This is a genomic window from Faecalibacter rhinopitheci (assembly GCF_015234135.1).
In the GTDB taxonomy this organism is placed as follows: Bacteria; Bacteroidota; Bacteroidia; order Flavobacteriales; family Weeksellaceae; genus Empedobacter; species Empedobacter rhinopitheci.
Window position 1 is genome coordinate 386881 of sequence record NZ_JADGIK010000002.1, and the last position, 22163, is coordinate 409043.

At 31.0% G+C, this 22163-nt stretch carries 16 protein-coding genes; 6 read left to right on the top strand and 10 right to left on the bottom strand.

Annotation, left to right across the window (positions count from 1 at the left end; translation table 11 throughout):
* Nucleotides 1-19: 19 nt before the first annotated feature.
* Nucleotides 20-1108: a DNA polymerase III subunit gamma/tau gene (gene dnaX, locus IM532_RS04615; RefSeq protein WP_194182258.1), complete on the bottom strand. Its 1089-nt coding sequence runs from the start codon at nt 1106-1108 to the stop codon at nt 20-22.
* Between the two features lie 116 nt (nt 1109-1224).
* Here dnaX and IM532_RS04620 point away from each other — a divergent pair, with 116 nt between their 5' ends.
* From IM532_RS04620 to ribB, 4 genes are read left to right on the top strand one after another with little or no spacing between them, the layout of a single operon-like run.
* Nucleotides 1225-3855 (top strand): FtsK/SpoIIIE family DNA translocase, encoded by a 2631-nt coding sequence (locus IM532_RS04620; RefSeq protein WP_228063654.1) that lies wholly within the window; start codon nt 1225-1227, stop codon nt 3853-3855.
* A gap of 17 nt (nt 3856-3872) precedes the next feature.
* Nucleotides 3873-4505, top strand: coding sequence for a LolA family protein (locus IM532_RS04625; RefSeq protein WP_194182259.1), 633 nt, complete (start codon nt 3873-3875; stop codon nt 4503-4505).
* A 3-nt stretch (nt 4506-4508) separates the two neighbouring features.
* Nucleotides 4509-5975, top strand: a complete 1467-nt coding sequence (locus tag IM532_RS04630; RefSeq protein WP_194182260.1) for an LptF/LptG family permease — start codon at nt 4509-4511, stop codon at nt 5973-5975.
* Nucleotides 5976-5985: 10 nt separating this feature from the next.
* Nucleotides 5986-7113: a 3,4-dihydroxy-2-butanone-4-phosphate synthase gene (gene ribB, locus IM532_RS04635; protein WP_194182261.1), complete on the top strand. Its 1128-nt coding sequence runs from the start codon at nt 5986-5988 to the stop codon at nt 7111-7113.
* 58 nt (nt 7114-7171) lie between these two features.
* On the opposite strand, the gene IM532_RS04640 is transcribed toward ribB, so the two are convergent.
* From IM532_RS04640 to rpsA, 7 genes are all read right to left on the bottom strand, one after another.
* On the bottom strand, nt 7172-7639 hold the full coding sequence (locus IM532_RS04640) for an Lrp/AsnC family transcriptional regulator (protein WP_317172983.1): 468 nt from the start codon (nt 7637-7639) through the stop codon (nt 7172-7174).
* Nucleotides 7640-7847: 208 nt separating this feature from the next.
* On the bottom strand, nt 7848-9221 hold the full coding sequence (locus IM532_RS04645) for an MFS transporter (protein WP_194182263.1): 1374 nt from the start codon (nt 9219-9221) through the stop codon (nt 7848-7850).
* A 24-nt stretch (nt 9222-9245) separates the two neighbouring features.
* Nucleotides 9246-10667, bottom strand: a complete 1422-nt coding sequence (locus IM532_RS04650) for a porin (RefSeq protein WP_194182264.1) — start codon at nt 10665-10667, stop codon at nt 9246-9248.
* A gap of 156 nt (nt 10668-10823) precedes the next feature.
* Entirely contained in the window at nt 10824-12128 is a 1305-nt protein-coding gene (locus tag IM532_RS04655; protein ID WP_194182265.1) for a sensor histidine kinase, read from the bottom strand.
* Nucleotides 12100-12777, bottom strand: coding sequence for a response regulator transcription factor (locus IM532_RS04660; protein WP_194182266.1), 678 nt, complete (start codon nt 12775-12777; stop codon nt 12100-12102). Before IM532_RS04660 ends, IM532_RS04655 begins: the two co-directional genes overlap by 29 nt.
* Nucleotides 12778-12856: 79 nt before the next feature.
* On the bottom strand, nt 12857-14290 hold the full coding sequence (locus tag IM532_RS04665) for a porin (protein WP_194182267.1): 1434 nt from the start codon (nt 14288-14290) through the stop codon (nt 12857-12859).
* A 270-nt stretch (nt 14291-14560) separates the two neighbouring features.
* A complete protein-coding gene (gene rpsA / locus IM532_RS04670) occupies nt 14561-16387 on the bottom strand; it encodes a 30S ribosomal protein S1 (RefSeq protein WP_194182268.1) in 1827 nt (608 codons plus the stop codon).
* 253 nt (nt 16388-16640) lie between these two features.
* On the opposite strand from rpsA, the gene IM532_RS04675 reads away from it, so the two are divergent.
* On the top strand, nt 16641-18290 hold the full coding sequence (locus IM532_RS04675; protein ID WP_194182269.1) for an ABC1 kinase family protein: 1650 nt from the start codon (nt 16641-16643) through the stop codon (nt 18288-18290).
* Between the two features lie 135 nt (nt 18291-18425).
* On the opposite strand, the gene IM532_RS04680 is transcribed toward IM532_RS04675, so the two are convergent.
* Both IM532_RS04680 and smpB read right to left on the bottom strand, forming a co-directional pair.
* On the bottom strand, nt 18426-19943 hold the full coding sequence (locus IM532_RS04680) for a thrombospondin type 3 repeat-containing protein (protein WP_194182270.1): 1518 nt from the start codon (nt 19941-19943) through the stop codon (nt 18426-18428).
* A gap of 54 nt (nt 19944-19997) precedes the next feature.
* Nucleotides 19998-20450, bottom strand: coding sequence for an SsrA-binding protein SmpB (gene smpB, locus IM532_RS04685; protein ID WP_194182271.1), 453 nt, complete (start codon nt 20448-20450; stop codon nt 19998-20000).
* Between the two features lie 67 nt (nt 20451-20517).
* Here smpB and IM532_RS04690 point away from each other — a divergent pair, with 67 nt between their 5' ends.
* On the top strand, nt 20518-22140 hold the full coding sequence (locus IM532_RS04690) for an ABC-F family ATP-binding cassette domain-containing protein (RefSeq protein WP_194182272.1): 1623 nt from the start codon (nt 20518-20520) through the stop codon (nt 22138-22140).
* The last annotated feature ends 23 nt before the right edge of the window (nt 22141-22163 follow it).

Here is a 22163-nt window from a genome sequence, read left to right on the forward strand (position 1 = left end):
AGATAGAATGAAGGTGGAACTATCCTATACTTTTTTTTTTAAGCCCTTGTTCTTCTGCTGTTAAAGACGAAAGTTGCATTAATGCAATTTCTACCGTTAATCTTGGATTTTTACTAGTTTTATAATTGATATCTGCTTGGTTACAAATTTCAATTGCTCCGAATAAAAATACGCTAGAACATTTTTGTGCATGTGCTACATATTTTGCCTTTGTACGCTCTCCTACTTCTAATAATTGGACAGTATTGGCCGTTTTAGCCATTAATAAATCACGGAAGTGTGAACCTAATCCAGTAATAAATAAATGAGCATCAAAACCTTTATTCAAAATTGTATTGAATTGAAGCATTGCTTCTGGAATATCATTTGTTAAAAATGCATCCGTCATCTTAAAATAATATTCGTAGTCTAGAATATTTAAATTTTCTGCAACTGCATCTAAAGTTAGATTCTTATTGGTAAAAGTTACCATTCGATCTAAAATTGATAAAGAATCTCTTAATGCTCCGTCAGCTTTTTGTGCAATAAGATGTAAAGCATCATCTTCAAATTTCACATTCTCTTTAGTAGCTACATTTACTAAATGACCTTTAATATCATCTACAGATATACGTTTAAAATCATAAATCTGACAACGAGATAATATTGTAGGTATAATTTTATGCTTTTCTGTCGTAGCTAATATAAAAATGGCATGAGCAGGAGGTTCTTCCAACGTTTTAAGAAAAGCATTGAAAGCTGCTGTGGATAACATATGAACCTCATCAATAATATAAACTCTATATTTTCCGATTTGTGGAACAATACGAACTTGGTCAATTAAATTTCTGATATCATCAACCGAGTTATTAGAAGCTGCATCTAATTCAAAAATATTAAATGCAAAATCATTGTCCGCATCAACACCATTTTCTTCATTTATTTTACGAGCTAAAATACGAGCGCAAGTTGTTTTACCCACTCCTCGTGGACCACAAAATAAAAGTGCTTGGGGTAATTGATGAGTCGTAATCGCTTGTTCTAAAGTACTTGTAATTGCTGATTGTCCTACAACATCTACAAATTCTAATGGGCGATATTTACGAGCTGATACTACAAAGTTTTCCATACGTAGGGCAAATATAATAGTTTTAATTCTCGCATAAAAATTATAATTTTAGAAAGTAAAATTTAAAGATTATTACAATATGTACTACCTTAAAGTTTTATATTTTTGCAATCTCAATGATTAAACTAAGAATGGCTATAAAAAATACACAACAAGAACCTAAAACAAATAAAACCAAATTATACTTAACGGGAATAAATATAATTATAATAGGAATTGGATTCTTACTTTTTATTTCATTTTTCTCCTATTATTTTAATGGATTCCAAGATCAAAGTCAAATTACTTCTTTAATGGATAAAGATGTAGTTGCAGAAAATTCTTTCGGAAAATTAGGAGCGTTAGCTGGTGATGTATTCATACATAATGGAATAGGAATTGCAGCATTTATATTACCTATATTTTTAGTCTTATTTGGAGCAAAAAAAATAACTGGAAGTAAAGCGATTAAACCTTTTGGATTTCTTTCTAAATGCATTTTCTTCTTAATATGGTTACCTATTTTTATTGGTTTTTCTTATCCAGATCATCCAGAATTTTCTGGAATAATGGGATTTGAGATCAATGACTTTATGAATAGTTTCGTAGGAAAAATTGGTGTAGGATTTATTTTGCTTATTTCATTAGTTATCTATTTAATGTTTCGTTATGATTTAACGTACGATCGTTTTGTAGCTTGGCAAGAAAAAAGACGCGAAAAATTACGTCTTGAGAAAGAAGAAGAAGAACGAATAAGATTAGAAGAAGAACGTCTATTACTTGAAAAACGCGAGCAAGAACGTTTAACAGAATTTAATAAACAACAAGAATTAAAAATTCAGCAAAGAGTAAAAGAAGAAGAAGAGATACTTGAAAATTTTAATTCAGAAGCGATTAAATTAAATCAGGAAAAGCAACTTAATGAAAAAATAAATACAGAAACTATAGAAGTTGCAGAAATACAACCACAAAGTGCTGAAAATGCTTTTGGTATAAATTCAATTGACAAAGATGACGATGATCATTCTATTTCATTAAATATTATAGATGTTGTTGAAGAGGATGTTATAGAAGATGCAAACGACTTTAAAGTTCAATTACCTGTAGAAGAAGAATTATATGTTGAACCAGTTACGGAAGAAAATTTAGATCTGATAGAAGATATTAAAATCGAAGAAACTGGACTAGAATTAAAAATAGAAACCGTTCAAGTAGAAGAAACAGTAGAACAAGCTGCTGCAAGAATTGTATCTGAACAAGGTGAATATGATCCGAGAAAAGATTTACCAAATTATCAATTTCCTAAAATAAATTTATTAAAGAAATATGATGCCTCTAACACGACGATGATAGATCAGAAAGAGTTAGAAGCTAATAAAAATCGTATTCTTGAGACATTAAATAATTATGGTATTGGAATAGAATCCATTAAAGCGACAATTGGCCCAACTGTTACATTATATGAAATTGTACCACAAGCTGGAGTGCGTATTTCTAAAATCAAAAACTTAGAAGATGATATTGCATTAAGTTTAGCAGCATTAGGTATTCGTATTATTGCACCAATTCCAGGAAAAGGAACCATCGGTATTGAAGTTCCTAATAGTAATCCTGCGATGGTATCGATGCACTCTGTTATTGCTTCTCAAAAATTTCAGTCTACGGATATGGAATTGCCGATTGCTTTTGGAAAAACTATTACAAACGAAACATTTATTGCTGATCTAGCTAAAATGCCTCACCTACTTATGGCGGGTGCAACTGGACAAGGTAAATCTGTTGGGTTAAATGCGATTATTACATCTTTAATTTACAAGAAACATCCTTCTGAATTAAAATTTGTTATGGTCGATCCTAAAAAGGTTGAACTTACTTTATATTCAAAAATAGAAAGACATTTTCTTGCTAAACTTCCGGATTCTGAAGATGCAATTATTACTGATAATGCAAAAGTTATCAATACATTAAATTCATTATGTATTGAGATGGATGATCGTTATGAATTATTAAAGAATGCATTTGTAAGAAACATTAAAGAATATAATACAAAATTTAAAGCTAGAAAGTTAAATCCGGACAATGGACATCGATTTCTACCTTACATTGTATTAATTGTAGATGAATTTGCAGATTTAATAATGACTGCGGGAAAAGAAGTAGAATTACCAATTGCTCGTTTAGCGCAATTAGCTCGTGCGGTGGGAATTCATTTAATTATTGCTACTCAGCGTCCTTCGGTTAATGTAATTACAGGTACCATAAAAGCCAATTTCCCTGGACGTGTTGCTTTCCGTGTAACTTCTAAAATTGATTCTAGAACAATTTTGGATTCGGCTGGTGCAGATCAACTAATCGGTAAAGGTGATATGTTATTTACTACAGGAAATGAACTCATCCGTTTACAATGTGCTTTCGTAGATACACCAGAAGTAGATGATATTACCGAATTTATTGGTGAACAAAGAGGTTATCCAGATGCTATGCATTTACCTGAATATGTGGGAGAAAATGAAGGATCTAGTGTAAGCGTGGATTTATCAGACCGCGACGTTTTATTTAATGATGCCGCTCGTCTTATTGTTATTGCACAACAAGGTTCAGCTTCTCTTTTACAACGAAAACTAAAATTAGGATATAATAGAGCGGGACGATTAATCGACCAATTAGAGGCTGCAGGAATTGTAGGCCCGTTTGAAGGAAGTAAGGCACGACAAGTATTAGTTTCAGATGAGGTTAATTTGGAACAGTTGTTGAATAATTTAAATTAACAAAATTGTCAAATTGTATGAAAAAATATATTTTTAGTTTTATGTTACTATTCGTAGGAATTGGAATAGTAAACGCGCAAACCGCAAAACAATGGTTAGATAAAGTACAACAGAAATACCAAAACGCCCAAACATATTATATTAAATTTGATTTTGAGCATTTAGCTAATGGAAAAACACAATCTCAATCAGGAGAAGTTTTTGCTGCAAAACAAAAATTTAATTTAAATGTAAATGATGTAAATCAAATATTTGATGGGAAAAAATTAATAACTGTAGCAAAAGATGATAAAGAAGTGGTTATTTCTAACGCTACAAATACAGAAGATTTTTTGACACCTACAAAAGTTTTAAATTCTTACAAAACCGGTTACCAATATGCGTTAGATAAAAAGCAAACTATCAACGGGCAATCTATACAATTAATAAAACTAACACCTACAACACAGAATTCTTCTATGAAATATTCTGTTCTAGGAGTAAACACAAAAAATAATCAAATTTATTCGTACCAAGAATTTTCTAAAGATGGCTCAAAAACATCGATTATAGTAAAAGAATACTTAGAAAATTTAATTATTCACAAAGATTACTTTAACTTTGACCAAAAGAAATATAAGTCTAAAGGCTATATTATTACTCAATTATAATCAATGTTAAAAAAGCTTGACCGTTATATACTTAAAACCTTTTTAGGTCCATTTTTTTTCATCTTTAGTATATTATTTTTCATTTTCATCGTGCAATTTGCATGGCAAGAAATGGAAAAATTTATTGGTAAAGGTCTTGAGTGGTATACTATTGCAGAGTTGCTATTATACCTAGGTATTAACGTTATACAATTAGTTTTACCCTTAACCGTATTGTTAGGGTCTATTATGACGTTTGGTGGATTTGGTGAACGCTATGAATTAGCTGCCATGAAAGCATCTGGTATATCTCTAATACGCATTATTGCACCAGTATTCACTTTAGTATTTTGTTTATCTGTCGGTTTGTATTTTTTTGGAGATCGTGTAATGCCTTTATCTCAAAGAAAGGCAAAAAATTTACTTTTCACGATTATACAGACGAAACCTACAATGCAAATAAAAGAAGGTGTCTTTATTGAAACTATTCCTAATTTTCAACTTAAAATCAATCAAGTAAGTGGAGAAAATAGTGAATTTCTTAAAGATATATTCGTACATCAAAATGCTGGTTTTGGAGAAAATACTATGACTATTCTTGCTAAAGATGGTATATTGAAAGCAGACAAAGATGATAATAGATACCTAAAACTTGAGTTATTTAATGGAATAGCTTATACCGATAATATTCAAGGTAAAAATGTTCTTCAACGTCAAAAACAAGAAAATCAAACTACTAAGTTTGATACATTGAATTATTATTTTGATATATCTGAATTATTAGAAAAAAACAACGATCAAAATCAAGCCGGAGATCATTACAAATTTTTAAATGGTAGTGATTTAAGCCTGATGATTGATACGATTACAACAAGTTATCGAGAGACTTATAAGAATGAACAGCAAAAGGCATTCGATAATAATTTTTTCTTCGCAAAAGAATTTTCTAAAATAGACTCTACAAACCTTAGTCCTATCGTAGAATTTGAAGAATTTAATCAACAAGATCAAGACCGTATTATTAATCAAGCCATACAAATGGTAGATAGAGATAAGGAAAATGCTGGATATTTAGTTGAATTTTTTAAGAATAATGACAAATATTTTTCTAAAGTTAATCTACATTATTACAGAAACTTATCATATGCGGTAACATGTTTAGTTTTCTTTTTAATTGGAGCTCCTTTGGGATCTATCGTTAAAAAAGGTGGAATTGGAATGCCAGTAATTATCTCGATTGTAATTTTCGTGATTTACTTTGTAATCAATTTCTCTGCAGAAAACACTGCAAAAAATGGAAAAATATCTCCATTTATAGCTGCATGGATTGCAAATATGATTGCAATTCCTATTGCCATTATCTTATGTATTAAAGCCAACAAGGATTCTTCAATTTTTGATGTATCTAAATATTTAGATCCTATTAAGAATTTCTTTGGCAAATTCAAGAAAAAGAAACAAACCACGGAAGAGCATTCCCGATACCAATAAAGTAAAAAAAATGAGCACAAGATCATCTCAATTGAATACAATTGAAGAAGCATTAGAAGATTTAAAACAAGGAAAAGTAATCATCGTTGTTGATGATGAAGACCGAGAAAATGAAGGTGACTTTTTATGTACTGCACAATCAGCGACGCCAGAAGTAATAAACTTCATGGTAACGCATGGTAGAGGTTTAGTATGTGCACCACTTACACAAGAACGTTGTAAGAAATTGGGGCTAGATTTAATGGTAGGACATAATACAGCTATCTATGAAACTAACTTTACGGTATCTGTAGACTTACAAGGACATGGATGTACAACAGGAATTTCTGCTTCAGATAGATCAAAAACAATTCAAGCCTTAATTGATGAAAATATTGATCCTGATGAATTAGGTAGACCTGGACATATTTTCCCTTTAATCTCTAAAGATGGTGGGGTTTTAGTTCGTATGGGGCATACAGAAGCTGCTGTAGATTTAGCGCGTATGGCAGGACATTACCCTGCAGGTTGTATTGTTGAAATTTTGAAAGAAGATGGTGAGATGGCACGCTTACCTCAACTTTTAGAGATTGCTAAGAAATTTGATTTAAAAATAGTTTCTATAGAAGATTTGATTGCTTACAGATTACAAAATGAATCATTAATTAAGCGTATTGAAGAATTTGAAACAAAAACAAGTTTTGGTGATTTTAAATTAATTGCTTATCAACAAACAACTGATGACCAAATTCACTTTGCTTTAACTAAAGGTGAATGGACTAAAGACGATGTAGTACCCGTTAGAGTAAAATCATCAAATAATTATTATGATTTATTTTCAGCTTTACAGAATGGAGAAACTCCATTATTAGAAAAAACTGCGAAAATTATTGATGAAGCTGGAAAGGGTGTTATTATATTTATTAATAATATTCAAAATGCTGATTTAGTTCAATCTAAATTACAGACTTTTAAAGCTTATTCTGAAGGTAAAATTCAGTCAGGTATATTACCTGAAGATGAAAGAAACCATGGAATTGGTTCTCAAATCATCAAAGATTTAGGTATCCAAAAAATGGATGTTATTACAAGACAAATTGTTGATGAGCCACATACTACACAGTATGGTTTAGACATTGTTTCGTACACTAAATTATAAAATATACAGTCTAATAAAAAAAATCCAGCTTATATTATAAGCTGGATTTTTTTTTATATTATAATTCCGGAATTACAATTGTAGGAACCTCTTTTATCGTTTGTAATACAATTGTAGTACGAGTAGATGTTATCCCATTAATTTTACTTAATGAAGTACGCATAAGCTCTACTAGCCCTTCAGAATCTGCAGTTCTAACTTTTATTAAATAGCCATCATCGCCAGCGATATCATGTACCTCTAAAACTTCTGGGATTTCCGCTAACAGATTACCAACTGTTTCATCTCCAATAATATCAGTTGTTTTAATAAATATAAATGATAACAATTTTTGCCCAATCGAAACTGGATTTATCTTTGCATGATAGGATAAAATAACTTGCTTCTGCTCTAGCTTTTTTACTCTTTCTAGAATTCCAGATGGCGCCATCCCTAATTCTCTCGCAATATCTGCATTATTAATACGCGCATTTGCTTGCATTAAACGCATTATTTTTAAATCTATATTATCTAAATTTATTTCAATCTTATTCATAACTTTTACAAAAGTACACATTTTGTGTTAAAGCATTTATATATAAATAACTCGGTGAATTTATAGCTTTATTAAAAATGAAAAGTTTAAATTTCTATACTTTTCATTTTGTTCAAAAAAAAACTGGATTTAAATAAACCCAGCTTCACTTTCAATAATAAAAACAATTAAATAATATTCAATTTAAAATAATAAGTCCTTAATCTTTATTTAGCATTGAGTGTTCTTTTGTATCTTTCATAAAGAAATAAACAATTAAAGAAAATGCTATACATCCTGTGATGTAATAGTAGAAATAATGCTCTACATTATTTTGTTTAAATAATAATGCTAAATATTCCGCAGATCCACCAAATATACATACAGTTAGCGCATATGGTAATCCAACACCTAAAGCTCTAATCTCAGCAGGAAACAATTCTGCCTTTACAACCGCATTGATTGATGTATACCCAGAAACAATAATTAATGCTATCATTAGGTACAAAAATGCTCCCCACATAGTTGTAACATTTGCTAATCCTGTAAGTAGGGGAATAGTAAAAATAGTTCCTAAAACACCAAATCCTAATAACAAAGGTCTACGACCAATTCTGTCTGATAACAACCCAAATAATGGTTGTAATGCAGCAAAAATCATTAGAGAGAGAAATGATATAAATGTTGATTCTTCTTTCGTAAGATTTACTGTATTTACCAAGAACTTTTGCATGTAGGTAGTATAGGTATTAAATGCTAATGTACCTCCCATTGTTAATCCGACTACTGTTAAAATAGCTTTTGGATGTTGTAAAAGTAATTTTATCGATCCATTTGATTCTTTTTTATCTGATTTACTATCATTATTATTCTCAAAAGCTTCAGTTTCATGTAAGTTCTTTCTTAGATATAAAGCAATTACAGATAATATTGCTCCAATAACAAATGGTATTCTCCATCCCCATGCAGATAATTCAGCATCTGTAAGTACAAAATTTTGCAGAATTAATAAAATTCCCAAAGCGATTAATTGTCCTCCAATTAATGTAACATATTGAAATGATGAATAGAATCCTCTACGATCTGGTGTTGCCATTTCTGATAAATAGGTTGCCGAAACTCCATACTCTCCACCTACACTCAACCCTTGTAATAGTCGTGCAATCAGTAATAATGCCGGAGCTAAGACTCCAATCGTTTGATATGTTGGGGTCAATGCAATTAATAAAGATCCAAATGACATTAATAATACAGATAAAGTCATTGCTTTTTTACGTCCAACTTTGTCTGCAATTGTCCCAAATAGCCATCCTCCTACTGGCCTCATTAAGAAACCTACTGCAAAAATACCAGCTGTATTTAACAATTGTGCAGTTGTATCACCTGTTGGGAAAAAAGCTGAGGAAAAATAAATTGCAAATGCTGCATATGCATACCAATCGTACCACTCTACAAGATTACCAATAGAACCTCCAATAATGGCTTGCACACGATCTTTAACCGTTAATTCCGAGTCTAATTTTATATTTTTTTGTCTAGCAGTTATTTTTTTATCCTGCTGTTCAGCTTTAATTGTAGTTATTGTATCTGACATAATATTATAGATTTATGATATTAATTATAAGGCGATTTGTAAAGTCAAAATATGCTCTCCTTTTCTCGTAAAAACTTCTTTAGTTTCAGCATCAAATAATGGACGAGAAGAATATTGATAAGCAACTTTTGCGTTTTGAGAGAGGACAAAAAGATTAGCACCAAATTCATAAAAATGTGCAATTTCATTTAATCCTTCTAGATCTTTTAATGTATATGCAGCAAATGGCTGAAGTTTAACTTTTTGACTGAAATTAGGTAAAACAAATCCAGCTTGTGTATACCACATATTTCCTGTTCCTAAAAGATATTTTGCATTTCCGAAACCTTCTACTGCAATTGGACCGTTATAAGAACTATCCTTGGTTCCTTGATTCATAATTCCATTAGTACGAAGATAATTTGGCCCAAAATTATAATTATAAAATACTGAGTATATAGAAAGAGCCATCTCTTTAGATTTTGGTCCTATCGGCATATCCAAAAATGCATCTACTCCGATCAATGTATTATCATAAGATTTGTACAATCCGTCTTCGGTTTGTGCTAACGTAGCATCTGATGTAGTATAAATACCTGCTCCTATATTAAAGACTTTTTTAGATCCAATATATGTTCCCGGCAAAAAGGATAACAAAGTATTTTCCTTTTCTAAAAACTGATACATACCATACCCTGAAAAAGATAATTTACCTGTTTGGTTATTATCTACAATTTCTCCGATTAAAGGCTGTTTATTAGTTGCAAATGGCTTATTAATAGCTACTCGGTAATTAAATTTATTATAATCTCCATGAAAAAAAACACCAAACTGACGAGAAAACTGATCTGAAACTTCAATATTCGGAAAATTAAAAACAGGTAAATCAGCAGTCAACATTTTTGTTGTACTGGCATTAGTTAATCTAGAAATTCCTGACCAACTATGCAATCCTGCTCCAACGTATAAATGGTTTTTATTCTCTTTTTTAGTGGTAGAATTTACACGAGGAATAATTGCTAATTCATTATACGCATCCATAAAAAACATTTGCGGCTTTTTACCTTGCCCATTTGCACCTGTACCAGATCCTCCACCACTAATAAAAGATTGATTATTAATGCCAAATTGAATATAAATAGAATAAGCATTAGACAATTGCGCCTGCATCGTAACACGCATACGACGTAAACCTGCATCGTAGGTATTTTCTTGTAGCATTCCATTAACAGCTGTTCCTGGATTATTTTCTAGATATCTCAACCAAAACTGAGTTGATAGTCCAAACTTGATATTTTTTTCACCTGATGAATCAAGATTTACTTTTAATTCTCCTAATGAATTTTTAAACTTAATATCTTGTTGATTTTCTTTAATTATAGGTTTATTAAATTCAACATTCAAAGAATCTTGAGCATAAATATTTAGAGTAAAATTCAGGGCAATTAGAGCAAATATTATTCTCATTATTCAACTTAATTTTCATTATTATTTTTCAGTGTATTTTTTACACCTTAATGTTGTGTATTTTTTACACCACTAAATAACAAGTTAATTCTGAAGAAATTTTGAAGTATTTATGAAGTTTCTTTGAAGTTTTATAAATAGCTATATATCAAATATTTAAACATGCAATTTATTGAAATTTATTAAAAATGAATGGCTTTTTTGATGAAAATTATACGATATATCTAGATTGTATACTGTGAGAATTTTTTTGACAAGGGCTAATCCAATACCAATTGAATTAGGATTGTATTTTCCTTTATTGAATCGTTGAAAAATAGTATCATTCGAAAACTCTTGCTCATTTCCCGAATTACTTATGTTTAAAAAACAACTATTAAGAGTTATTGATATATATCCATTTTTAACATTATGTCTGCATGCATTACTTACTAAATTGGATAAAACAACATGTGCTAATAAAGGATTTAAATTAATAAAAATATCAGGCATAATATCTAAATTAAGTTCTAATCCATTCATAGAAATTATATCTTCATAATTTGATATAATCTCATTTAATAAATCCGAAATATTAATACTTTCATTACTCACTTGATGATGATCTAAACTCATCAACAACACTAAGGATTGGTTAATGGACGACACTTTATCTAATTCATCATACATACTACTCAACGCTATCATTTGTTGTTCTGAGAGGTCACTATTCAGCATCAACTCTAATTTCCCCTTAATATTAGCTATAGGAGTTTGTAATTCATGAGAAAGATTTTCAGTAAATTCTCTTAAAGCTTGATAGTGCTGAATGGATTGCTCTGAAGTTTTATAAAAAAGTTCATTCAGCTGAGAGAATTCTTTTATGGGAGTTTCTATCAACTCTAAACTTTTCTTCTCTCGTACGTCAAAAGAGTTCATTTTATCCAATAAATGAAAAAAAGGAGTATATAATTTTCTAGTTATTAATTCTCCAAAAAAGATAATCGTAATAATAATAAATACTAATATCCATGCAATTGTCATTGCTATTCCTACAAAATAATCATCATCTATAATAGTTAAGCTAATCTGACTTTGTATTGAATAATGTTGATCTCCTATAAATGGATAAGTCGTCACCGTAACATGATTTACCATGGTTTGTAACATCTCATTCCACTCATAGTTACCTTCTCTTATTACTTCATCAACTAAATCCATATCCTTTTCAGTAAGACGAATTACTTTTACATGGGGATGTTGTTGCTGAATTTCCTCGATTGAAGTACAAGCTAACTTTTGTTCTATTACATGATTCAAATTTTCAAGCTTTCCAATAGCAGATTGCATTGTAGCACGCTCTATTGCAAAATAAAATATAAAAAATCCAAAACAAAGAGATGTAAAAACAATCAGCGTAAAATATTGAGTTATTTTTCCACTTAAAGTCATGTTACTCTGCCCATTTATATCCCAATCCATACACCGTTTGTACATAATCTGTACCTCCAACCTCTGCAATTTTACGGCGCAGATTTTTTAAATGCTGGTAAATAAAATCAACATTATCCAAATTATAGGTATAATCTCCCCAAAGATGGGTAGCAATGGCCTGCCGTGACAAAACACGATTTTTATTATTTATAAAAAAAACTAAAAGATTAAGCTCTTTCTTTGTTAAAGTGATTGGAGTATTTTTCACTTTACATTCCATTGATTCTAAATCAACTTCAATTTCATTAAAACTTAGGATTTGATGAGCTTTCTCATTAGAATTCCTACGAGTTACAGCTTTTATTCTAGAATGAAGCTCTGGCAATGAAAATGGCTTTGTTATATAATCATCGGCGCCACTGTCTAATCCTAAAATTTTATAATCTAAAGAATTTTGAGCTGAAATGATTAAAACTTTTAAATCAGGATATAGATTTTTAATAAAATACAATAAAGTTAGCCCCGTACTATCTGGCAATGTAATATCTAAAAGTACACAATCATAATAAGCTGATTGTAATTGCTCTTTTGCTTTCGCAATTGTATTAACCCAATCACATGTATGATTTTCTTGAGACAAAAAGTTAACAAGATTATCTGCTAATTCTTGATGATCTTCTATAAGTAGTAGTTTCATTTTGAGTGTTAAATCTTCATAAAGATAATATTTTATAAAAAAATAAAACCACCTCATGTAATTGAGGTGGTTTTATATCTTAAAAAGATAATTGAAATACTAAAATATGTTCTCCTTTCCGATCGAATATCTTCTTATCTACTTGATCATATAAAGGTCTTGAAGAATATTGATAACTAATCTTAGCAGATTGAGAAAATACAAATAAGTTAGCACCAATATCAAAATAGCTACCTATCTCATTTAACCCTTCTAAGTCTTTCATGGTATATGATGCAAAAGGCTGCAATTTTATAGTTTCACTAAATTTAGGCAATACAAAACCAAGCTGTGTATACCATAAATTTCCTGTACCTAATAAATTCCTAGCATTACCCGGTCCTTCTAATGCTTTATTCCCTGTATAATTATAATCTGTATCACCAGGATTCATGATAGAAATATTCCTTAAATAATTTTTACCGAAGTTATATCTATAAAAGGCTGTGTAAAATGTAAGTGCCATTTCTTGCGATGGTCTTCCGATGGGCAAATCCGTAAAAAAATCTGCACTTAAAACCGATTCATTATTTCTTTTGTATATTCCCTCTACTGGCTGTGATAGTGTAGCATCATTAGATGAGTAAAATCCAAGCCCAAAATTCATTACTTTTTTTGTACCTAAATAAAAACCTGGTAAAAAAGCTGTAGAACCTGTTTCTTTATTTAGAAAATTGTACATCACATATCCTGAATAACTTAATTTCCCTGGCTGATTATTATCTACAGTTTCTCCTATATTAGGCTGATTATTTACAGCAAAAGGTTTATTTACAGCAAAACGATAGTTAAACTTATTATATTCTCCACGTACAAAAACTCCAATCTGACGTGCAAACTGATCTGAAACTTCAATATTAGGATAATTGAATATTGGTAAATCACCCAATAACATCTTAGAAGTAGATGCATTACTTAATCTTGAAATTCCATTAAACCCATGCAAACCTGCCCCTAGATAAAGATTAAATTTATTTTCTTGATGTGTTTTAAAATCTTTTTGAGGAATAATTGCTAATTCGTTATAAGCATCCATAAAAAATATTGCGGGCTTTTTACCAGCACCATTTCCTGCAGCTCCTCCACTTATAAATGATTGATTATTTACACCAACCTGCAAATAGATTTGATATGCTGGTGATAACTGTGCCTGCAACGTTACACGTAGAGTACGCAACCCAGCATCATAAGTATTTTCTTGAGGTAAATTATTAACTAAAGTTCCGGGATTATTTTCTGTATTTCTTAACCAAATTTGCGTATTCAATCCAAACTTCATAAATCGATCTCCTTCCTCATTCAGTTTTAACGTTAAATCACCTAAAGAATGTTTAAAGGTTGGTCTATTTTCTGTTTCAAGAACGACATTTTTTACTTGTACGGGAATGCTGTCGTTTTGTTGTACAATAGAATCCTGCGCATATATTGTAGCAGTTAAGGAAATAAATCCAATCACTAAAAATCTTTTCACCATAAATTTCAAATCGGCCAAAGATATTAAATAAATATGTTTAAAATTTATTCATTATAACCATAGGAAAAGAACTATATGTTAAGCATTTATTAAATGTATATAAAAAATTAAATTTAAAATAAAAATTAATAACTATTAATATTGATAATTTGTATAGACACTTATTCTATTCGATTATCCTAAATTAAAATTGTTGATAACTTTTAATCATAAAAAAAAGGCTACCCAAATTGGATAGCCTTCTTTATATTAAAAATTTCAGTTAGAGAATTAGTTTCCTCCTTCTTCCATTTTCTTTTTTAATTCTGCTAATGAATCGATATCTCCTAAAGTAGAAGTTTCGATTGTGTTATTAGAAGAGTTATTGTTGTTGTTATTGTTGTTAGAAGATTTCTCAGCTTTAACTTCTTCCTCACGGAAAGTTGCAGTATGAGAAACAACTACGCGACGGAATTCTTTGTTAAATTCGATTACTTTGAAAGAAATTTCTTCCCCTTTCTTAACACGAGAACCATCTTCTTTATCTAAAGTACGAGCTGGAGCGAAAGCCTCAACTTCTTGATCTTCAAATTGAACAGTAGCTCCTTTGTCAAATACGTCAACAGCAACACCTGTATGAGTAGTACCTACAGCGTATTTAGTTTCGTATTTATCCCAAGGATTTTCAGTTAATTGTTTGTGACCTAAAGATAAACGACGAGCTTCAACATCTAATTCTAAAACTACAACGTCTAATACATCATCAACCGCACAGAATTCTGATGGGTGTTTGATTTTCTTAGTCCAAGATAAGTCAGAAATGTAGATTAATCCGTCAACACCTTCTTCTAATTCTACGAATACACCGAAGTTAGTGAAGTTACGAACTTTACCTTTGTGAGATGAACCTACTGGGTATTTAACTGTAATATCAGTCCAAGGATCTGGAGTTAATTGTTTAATACCTAAAGACATTTTTCTTTCTTCTCTGTCTAAAGTTAAAACTACTGCTTCAACCTCATCACCAACTTTTACGAAATCTTGAGCAGAACGTAAGTGAGTTGACCATGACATTTCAGAAACGTGGATTAAACCTTCTACACCTGGAGCAACCTCAACGAATGCACCGTAGTCAGCTAAAACAACTACTTTTCCTTTAACTTTATCTCCAACTTTGATCTCAGCATTTAAAGCATCCCATGGGTGAGCTTCTAATTGTTTAATACCTAATTGGATACGAGATTTATCTTCGTCGAAATCTAAGATTACAACGTTGATTTTTTGTCCATCTTCTAAGATTTCAGATGGGTGGTTGATACGAGACCAAGATAAGTCAGTAATGTGGATTAAACCGTCAACACCTCCTAAGTCTACGAATACACCGTAAGATGTGATGTTTTTAACTTCACCTTCTAATACTTGTCCTTTCTCTAATTGAGCAACGATTTCTTTCTTTTGAACTTCGATATCAGCCTCGATTAACGCTTTGTGAGAAACTACTACGTTTTTGAATTCTGGGTTGATTTTAACAACTTTGAACTCCATAGTTTTTCCTACGAATTGTTCGTAATCACGGATTGGTTTAACATCGATTTGAGAACCTGGTAAGAAAGCTTCAATTCCGAATACGTCAACGATCATACCTCCTTTCGTACGAGCTTTGATGTAACCATTAACGATATCTTGAGAATCGTGTGCTTTATTAACAGCATCCCATGCATTTAAAGTACGAGCTTTTTTATGAGATAAGATTAATTGACCGTTTTTGTCTTCACGTTGGTCAACCATTACTTCTACGATATCACCTACTTTTAAGTCAGAGTTGTAACGGAATTCATTTAATGAAATTACCCCTTCTGATTTAAAGTTGATGTCAACGATAGCTTCTTTATCTGTAATACGAACAACTTGTCCTTTGAAAACTTCATTTTCATTTAAGTCTTCTAAAGTTGTATCGTACATTTGCTCTAATTCAGCTTTTTCTTTACGATCAGCTTCATCTAATCCTGATTCGAAAGAATCCCAGTCAAATGATTCTGGTGCAACGTTAGCGTTAGCTAATGCGTCGATTTGAGCAGTTTCAATTACTTGCTCCTCTACTTGATTTTCTGTAGACATAATAATTTAATTTGTATCTCAATTCATTCTTGTTGAAGTCTATAAAATGTAAACAAATGATTGAGAGTTGTTTAACTTAAAGATTTTCGCCGACTTCTTTCACATTTTAGCGAGTGCAAATATAAATATTAATTTTCAAATATTTACATATCTTCTTTGGAATAATTATGTTGATACTTTATATAATAATTTTCTAAATAAAAAATTGGTAAAGATTTTGTCATAACTTTAGAAAGTCTCAACTAAAAAGCCAATGGACAGCCTAAAAAAAATTAAACGATTTTCTAAAATTGTTAGTGTCTTATCTAAATACGGATTTGAAGAAGTAGTTTCTCGAAGTAATTTTGAAGCATTAACACCTGATTTTCTCACAACTGGATATGCTCAAGAAATATTCAACCAAAATTTTAATCAACGTTTACGTTTTGCTTTAGAAGAATTAGGCCCTACATATATAAAATTTGGTCAATTATTAAGTAATCGTAAAGATCTTGTCCCTGAAGAATTAATTTTAGAATTAAAAAAACTACAAGACGATGTCCCTCCGGAGCCAATCGATATTGAAAAAAGATTAGCAGATGAATTTGGAATTGTAGTGAGAGATCATTTTTTAGAAATAGAAAGTGTTCCTTTTGCTGCTGCAAGTATATCGCAAGTATATAAAGCTACTTTATTATCTGGAGATAAAGTCATTTTAAAAGTTAAACGTTCGAATATCCAACAAATTATTGAATCAGATTTAGCACTTATTCGAGATTTAGTTTTCTTCTTAGAAAGAAAATATGAACGACTACAAAAACTATTTATCTCTGAAATTGAAAAAAGTTTTGAAAATTCATTACTGAAGGAACTTTCATTAATTAATGAATACCAAAACATTGAACGTTTCCGTAAAAATTTTGCTAAAAGTAAAGATGTATACGTTCCTAAAACTTACCAAGATTATTGCAACAACAATATCTTGTGTATGGAATTTATCGAAGGATTTAAGATTACTGATATTGAAGAACTCCGTCGAGTAAAAATTGAACCTAAGAAAATCATTGAGAAAGGTTTCGATATTTATTTAAAGCAATTACTAGATGATGGCTTTTTTCATGCTGATCCACATCCCGGAAACATCTTTGTAAAAGATAATGGACAAATTGTTTTCATCGACTTCGGCTCAATGGGTGTTTTAACTATAAGTGAACGTGAAATTCTTGAGGAAGTTGTAATTAATTTCGGCTTAAAAAATTCGAAAAAAATCGTTCGATCTTTAAAGAAAATGGCAATCAAACATTTTATTGAAGATGAAAAACAATTAGAGCGAGACATTGCAGAAATTTTTGATTATCTAGAATATAATACCGTAGATACAATAGAAGTTCAGGTTATCATTAAAAAGTTTAATAATATTTTAAATAAAAATCATGTCCTTTTACCTGAGTATGTTTACGTATTATTAAGAGGAGTAGCTTTGATTGAAGGGATAGGCCAACAATTAGATGCAGATCTTAATGTACAGAAATCGATGCGACCTTATGCTATTAAGCTAGCACAAGAGAAATTATACCCACAAAATATTGCAAAGAAAGCATTTGAAAATTTTAAAGATGTAAAAGATTTATTTGATGACTTCCCTGAAGATACTTTAAAACTAATTGAGAAAGTGAATAATGATCAATTAGCTTTAAATTTTAAAATTTCTGAGATAAGATTAATTTTAGCAATTATAAAAACAAGTATCAATAAATTAGTTTTAGCAATATTAACATTAACGTTTGGTATTGGAGCAAGTATGCTAGCCAATACTAAAGTAAGACCTATGATTTTAGATATGCCTTTGTTAGCATGGATTGGCTACGGTATGTCTATCTTTACAGGATTAGCTATTTTATATTACGTCTTTAAAAAGAAATAAAAGTATTATAATTAGAAAATGCGTTCAAATAAAATTTGAGCGCATTTTTTTTAATAAATCATAGTCTAATTTATAATATAAAAAAAGGCCTTCTCTAAGAGAAGGCCTTTTATATATTAACTATCTAATAGATAATTACTTTTTCTTTTTTGTTGTTGGTTTAACAACTTTAGTTTCAACTACAGTAGCTGATTTTGGTAAAACCTCAACACGTCTGTTCTTTTGGTAACATTCTTCAGTTTCCTCAGTACATAATAATTGAGACTCTCCTAATCCACGAGCAGTTAAACGTTTTGCATCAACACCAGCTCTTTCATTTAAAACTTTTACTAATGCTTTAGCACGTTTTAAAGATAAAGTTTTGTTGTAAGCAGCAGTACCTCTTTGATCAGCGTGACCGTCAATGTAGAAGTGTTTGTCTTTTAAATCATCAGAATTTAAAATTTGTGCAGCTACACGTACGTCATCGTAAGAAGACTCAACAATTTTATCAGAGTTGTATTCGAATAAAATGTTAGATAAACGTTTAGCAACATGAACTTCAGTCCAAGGACATCCGTTGTTTTCTGCTGGTCCTTTAACGTCTGGACACTCATCTAATTTATCAACAACACCATCTCCATCTCTATCTGGACATCCGTTTGTAGCTGGATCGTTTGTAGCGATACCTGCTTCAGTAGGACAAGCGTCATCTTTATCTAAGATACCATCGTTATCTGTATCTGGCCAAGGACATCCGTTGTTTTCAACTGGTCCTGCAACCTCTGGACATTCGTCGATGTTATCAGTTAATCCATCACCATCTGTATCTGGCCAAGGACAACCGTTGTTTTCAGCTGGTCCGAATTCGTTTGGACAGTTATCTAAATGATCTGGAATTCCGTCTCCATCAGCATCTGGACATCCGTTTGTAGCTGGATCGTTTGTAGCGATACCTGCAACTTCTGGACATGCATCCTCATCATCAGGAATACCGTCTCCGTCTTTATCATTGTTTCCGAAACGGAAAGTTAAACCAACTGTATGTTGGAAAAAGTCGAAATAATCAGTTTTAGTAGCTGGAATCCAGTTGTAATCTGAAGCTACGTTTAAACCGAAGTTTTTAGTAAACCAGAAATTGATACCAACACCTCCTTGTAATGCAAAGTGATTTTTCTCACCTTTAACATCTTCACGTAAGATATCAGTTGTAGGGTTATCAGACTCTCCAATTGTAGAAACGTATGGAGTAGCAAAACCTGAATAATCATAGTGGTGGTAACCAGCTCCAATTCTTAAGTAAGGATCAAACCAAGATGACTCGTTTAAGAAATATCCGTTAGCAAATTTATAACGTAAACCTAAACCAGCGTTGATGAATAATTCATCTTTAATGTTCATTCTTTTGTTGTCAATTTCTCCTACAGAAGCAGTTAAATCAACATCGAAAGATCTGTTCAAGTTACGGATAACAGATAATTTAGATAAAGGAGGAACGATATCCCAGTTATCAGTATCAAAGTAGTGGTTGAAAGCTCCACGAACTGCACGGTGGTCAGTTGCATGTGCACCTACTGTAATTGCCCAAGGATTTTTAGAATTCTGAGCGTCTACGAATGAGCTACCAGCTAATAGTAACGTCACTGCAGATAATAATAGATTAAACTTTTTCATTATCAAATATTTAGCGTTTTAAATATATTTATTTTATGTAATTATTAAGCAAATTTAAGAATTCTTTACCATTCTATCCAAATCTCTCTTTAAATCTTTTCCTTTTATTGTCTCCCGTTTGTCGTAAAGTTTCTTACCTTTTGCAAGATAAACTCTTAATTTAGCAAATCCTTTATTGTTTATATAGAGGGTTGTGGGCACAATTGTAAGTCCAGACTCCTTCGTTTTACGTTCAAGTTTTTTTATTTCTTTTTTTTGTAAAAGAAGTTTTCGATCTCTTCTTGTTTTATGATTATAATGAGTACCCCAATCGTATTCGTCTATAAACATGTTGATAATATATATCTCACCATCTTTAATTTGACAAAAACTTTCTGTGATTGAAGCTTTTCCCATTCTTATAGATTTTATCTCAGTTCCAAACAATTGGATTCCGGCGTCAAATGAATCCATTAATTCGAATTCAAAACGGGCACGTTTATTCTTAATTGTAACTTCCTTTTGCACTTTATATTATTCCAATTATAATTTGTAACTTTGCCAAAATGTTAAAACAAACATCATACCAAAAATTATGTTAAATGTTTCTAATTTATCACTTCAATTCGGAAAGCGTTTACTTTTCGACGAAGTTAATATAAAATTTACAAATGGCAACTGTTACGGAATAATTGGTGCTAACGGTGCTGGAAAATCTACATTCCTTAAAATTCTTTCTGGAGAAATTGACCCAACTTCTGGACACGTTTCTTTAGAGAAAGGAAAAAGAATGTCTGTTCTTGAACAAAATCACTTTAAGTACGATGAATATACAGTATTGGATACTGTTTTACGTGGTAATAAAGTGCTATATGATATTAAAGAAAAAATGGATGCCTTATACGCTAAGGAAGATTTCAACGAAGAAGATGGAATCAAAGCAGGTGAATTAGGTGTTATTTATGAAGAAATGAACGGTTGGAATGCAGAATCTGATGCTGCCTCATTATTATCTAATGTAGGAATTGAATCTGATATGCATTATACATTAATGGGTGACTTAGATAATAAAGCAAAAGTACGTATCTTAATTGCTCAAGCTTTATTTGGTAATCCTGATGTATTAATCTTAGATGAGCCTACGAATGAGTTGGACGTTAATACAATTCAATGGTTAGAGGATTTCTTAGGAAACTTTGAAAATACTGTAATCGTTGTATCGCACGACCGTCACTTCTTAGACTCTGTTTGTACACATATTTGTGATTTAGATTTCTCTAAATTAAATTTATATTCTGGTAACTACACTTTCTGGTACGAATCTTCTCAGTTAGCTGCGAAACAACGTGCACAACAAAATAAGAAAGCTGAAGAAAAGAAGAAAGAATTACAAGATTTTATCGCTCGTTTCTCTTCTAACGTTGCTAAAGCAAAACAAACAACTTCTCGTAAGAAAATGATCGAGAAATTAAATATTGATGATATTAAACCATCTTCTCGTCGTTATCCTGCTATTATTTGGGATCAATCTCGTGAGGCTGGAGATCAAATTTTAGATGTTACTAATTTATCTGCTTCTGTTGATGGTGAAGTATTATTTAAAGATGCTAATATCAATTTAAAGAAAGGAGATAAAGTTGGTATTTTCTCTCGTAACTCTAAAGCTATTTCTCAATTCTTTGAAATTTTATCAGGAAATGCTCAACCAGATTCTGGAGAATATAATTGGGGAATTACAACTACACAAGCTTATTTACCTTTAGATAATACAAATTTCTTTAAAGAAGATATAAACTTAGTAGATTGGTTACGTCAGTACACTGAAAATGATGAGGAGCGCCATGAAGAGTTTATGCGTGGATTCTTAGGAAAAATGTTATTTTCTGGTGACGAAGCATTAAAAAAATCTTCAGTATTATCTGGAGGTGAAAAAATGCGTTGTATGTTCTCTCGTATGATGTTATTACGTGCTAACGTATTATTATTAGACGAGCCAACAGGACACTTAGACTTAGAGTCGATTACTGCATTAAATAACTCTTTATTGAACTTTAAAGGGACTGTATTAATGGGTTCTCATGACCACGAATTAATTCAAACAACTTGTAATCGTATCATCGAATTAACTCCTAATGGAATTATTGATCGTTACATGACTTATGATGAATTTTTAGAAGATCCTAAAGTAAAAGAATTAAAAGCTAAATATTACGCTTAATTATTTCTTTAAAAATATTTTAA

Coding starts and splice junctions, on each gene's coding strand:
- IM532_RS04650 (WP_194182264.1), bottom strand. CDS start 10,667: ATGAGAATAATATTTGCTCTAATTGCCCTGAATTTTACTCTAAATATT.
- ribB (WP_194182261.1), top strand. CDS start 5,986: ATGAGCACAAGATCATCTCAATTGAATACAATTGAAGAAGCATTAGAA.
- IM532_RS04680 (WP_194182270.1), bottom strand. CDS start 19,943: ATGAAAAAGTTTAATCTATTATTATCTGCAGTGACGTTACTATTAGCT.
- IM532_RS04645 (WP_194182263.1), bottom strand. CDS start 9,221: ATGTCAGATACAATAACTACAATTAAAGCTGAACAGCAGGATAAAAAA.
- IM532_RS04665 (WP_194182267.1), bottom strand. CDS start 14,290: ATGGTGAAAAGATTTTTAGTGATTGGATTTATTTCCTTAACTGCTACA.
- rpsA (WP_194182268.1), bottom strand. CDS start 16,387: ATGTCTACAGAAAATCAAGTAGAGGAGCAAGTAATTGAAACTGCTCAA.
- IM532_RS04690 (WP_194182272.1), top strand. CDS start 20,518: ATGTTAAATGTTTCTAATTTATCACTTCAATTCGGAAAGCGTTTACTT.
- IM532_RS04675 (WP_194182269.1), top strand. CDS start 16,641: ATGGACAGCCTAAAAAAAATTAAACGATTTTCTAAAATTGTTAGTGTC.
- IM532_RS04660 (WP_194182266.1), bottom strand. CDS start 12,777: ATGAAACTACTACTTATAGAAGATCATCAAGAATTAGCAGATAATCTT.
- IM532_RS04655 (WP_194182265.1), bottom strand. CDS start 12,128: ATGGATTGGGATATAAATGGGCAGAGTAACATGACTTTAAGTGGAAAA.
- IM532_RS04620 (WP_228063654.1), top strand. CDS start 1,225: ATGATTAAACTAAGAATGGCTATAAAAAATACACAACAAGAACCTAAA.
- dnaX (WP_194182258.1), bottom strand. CDS start 1,108: ATGGAAAACTTTGTAGTATCAGCTCGTAAATATCGCCCATTAGAATTT.
- IM532_RS04625 (WP_194182259.1), top strand. CDS start 3,873: ATGAAAAAATATATTTTTAGTTTTATGTTACTATTCGTAGGAATTGGA.
- IM532_RS04630 (WP_194182260.1), top strand. CDS start 4,509: ATGTTAAAAAAGCTTGACCGTTATATACTTAAAACCTTTTTAGGTCCA.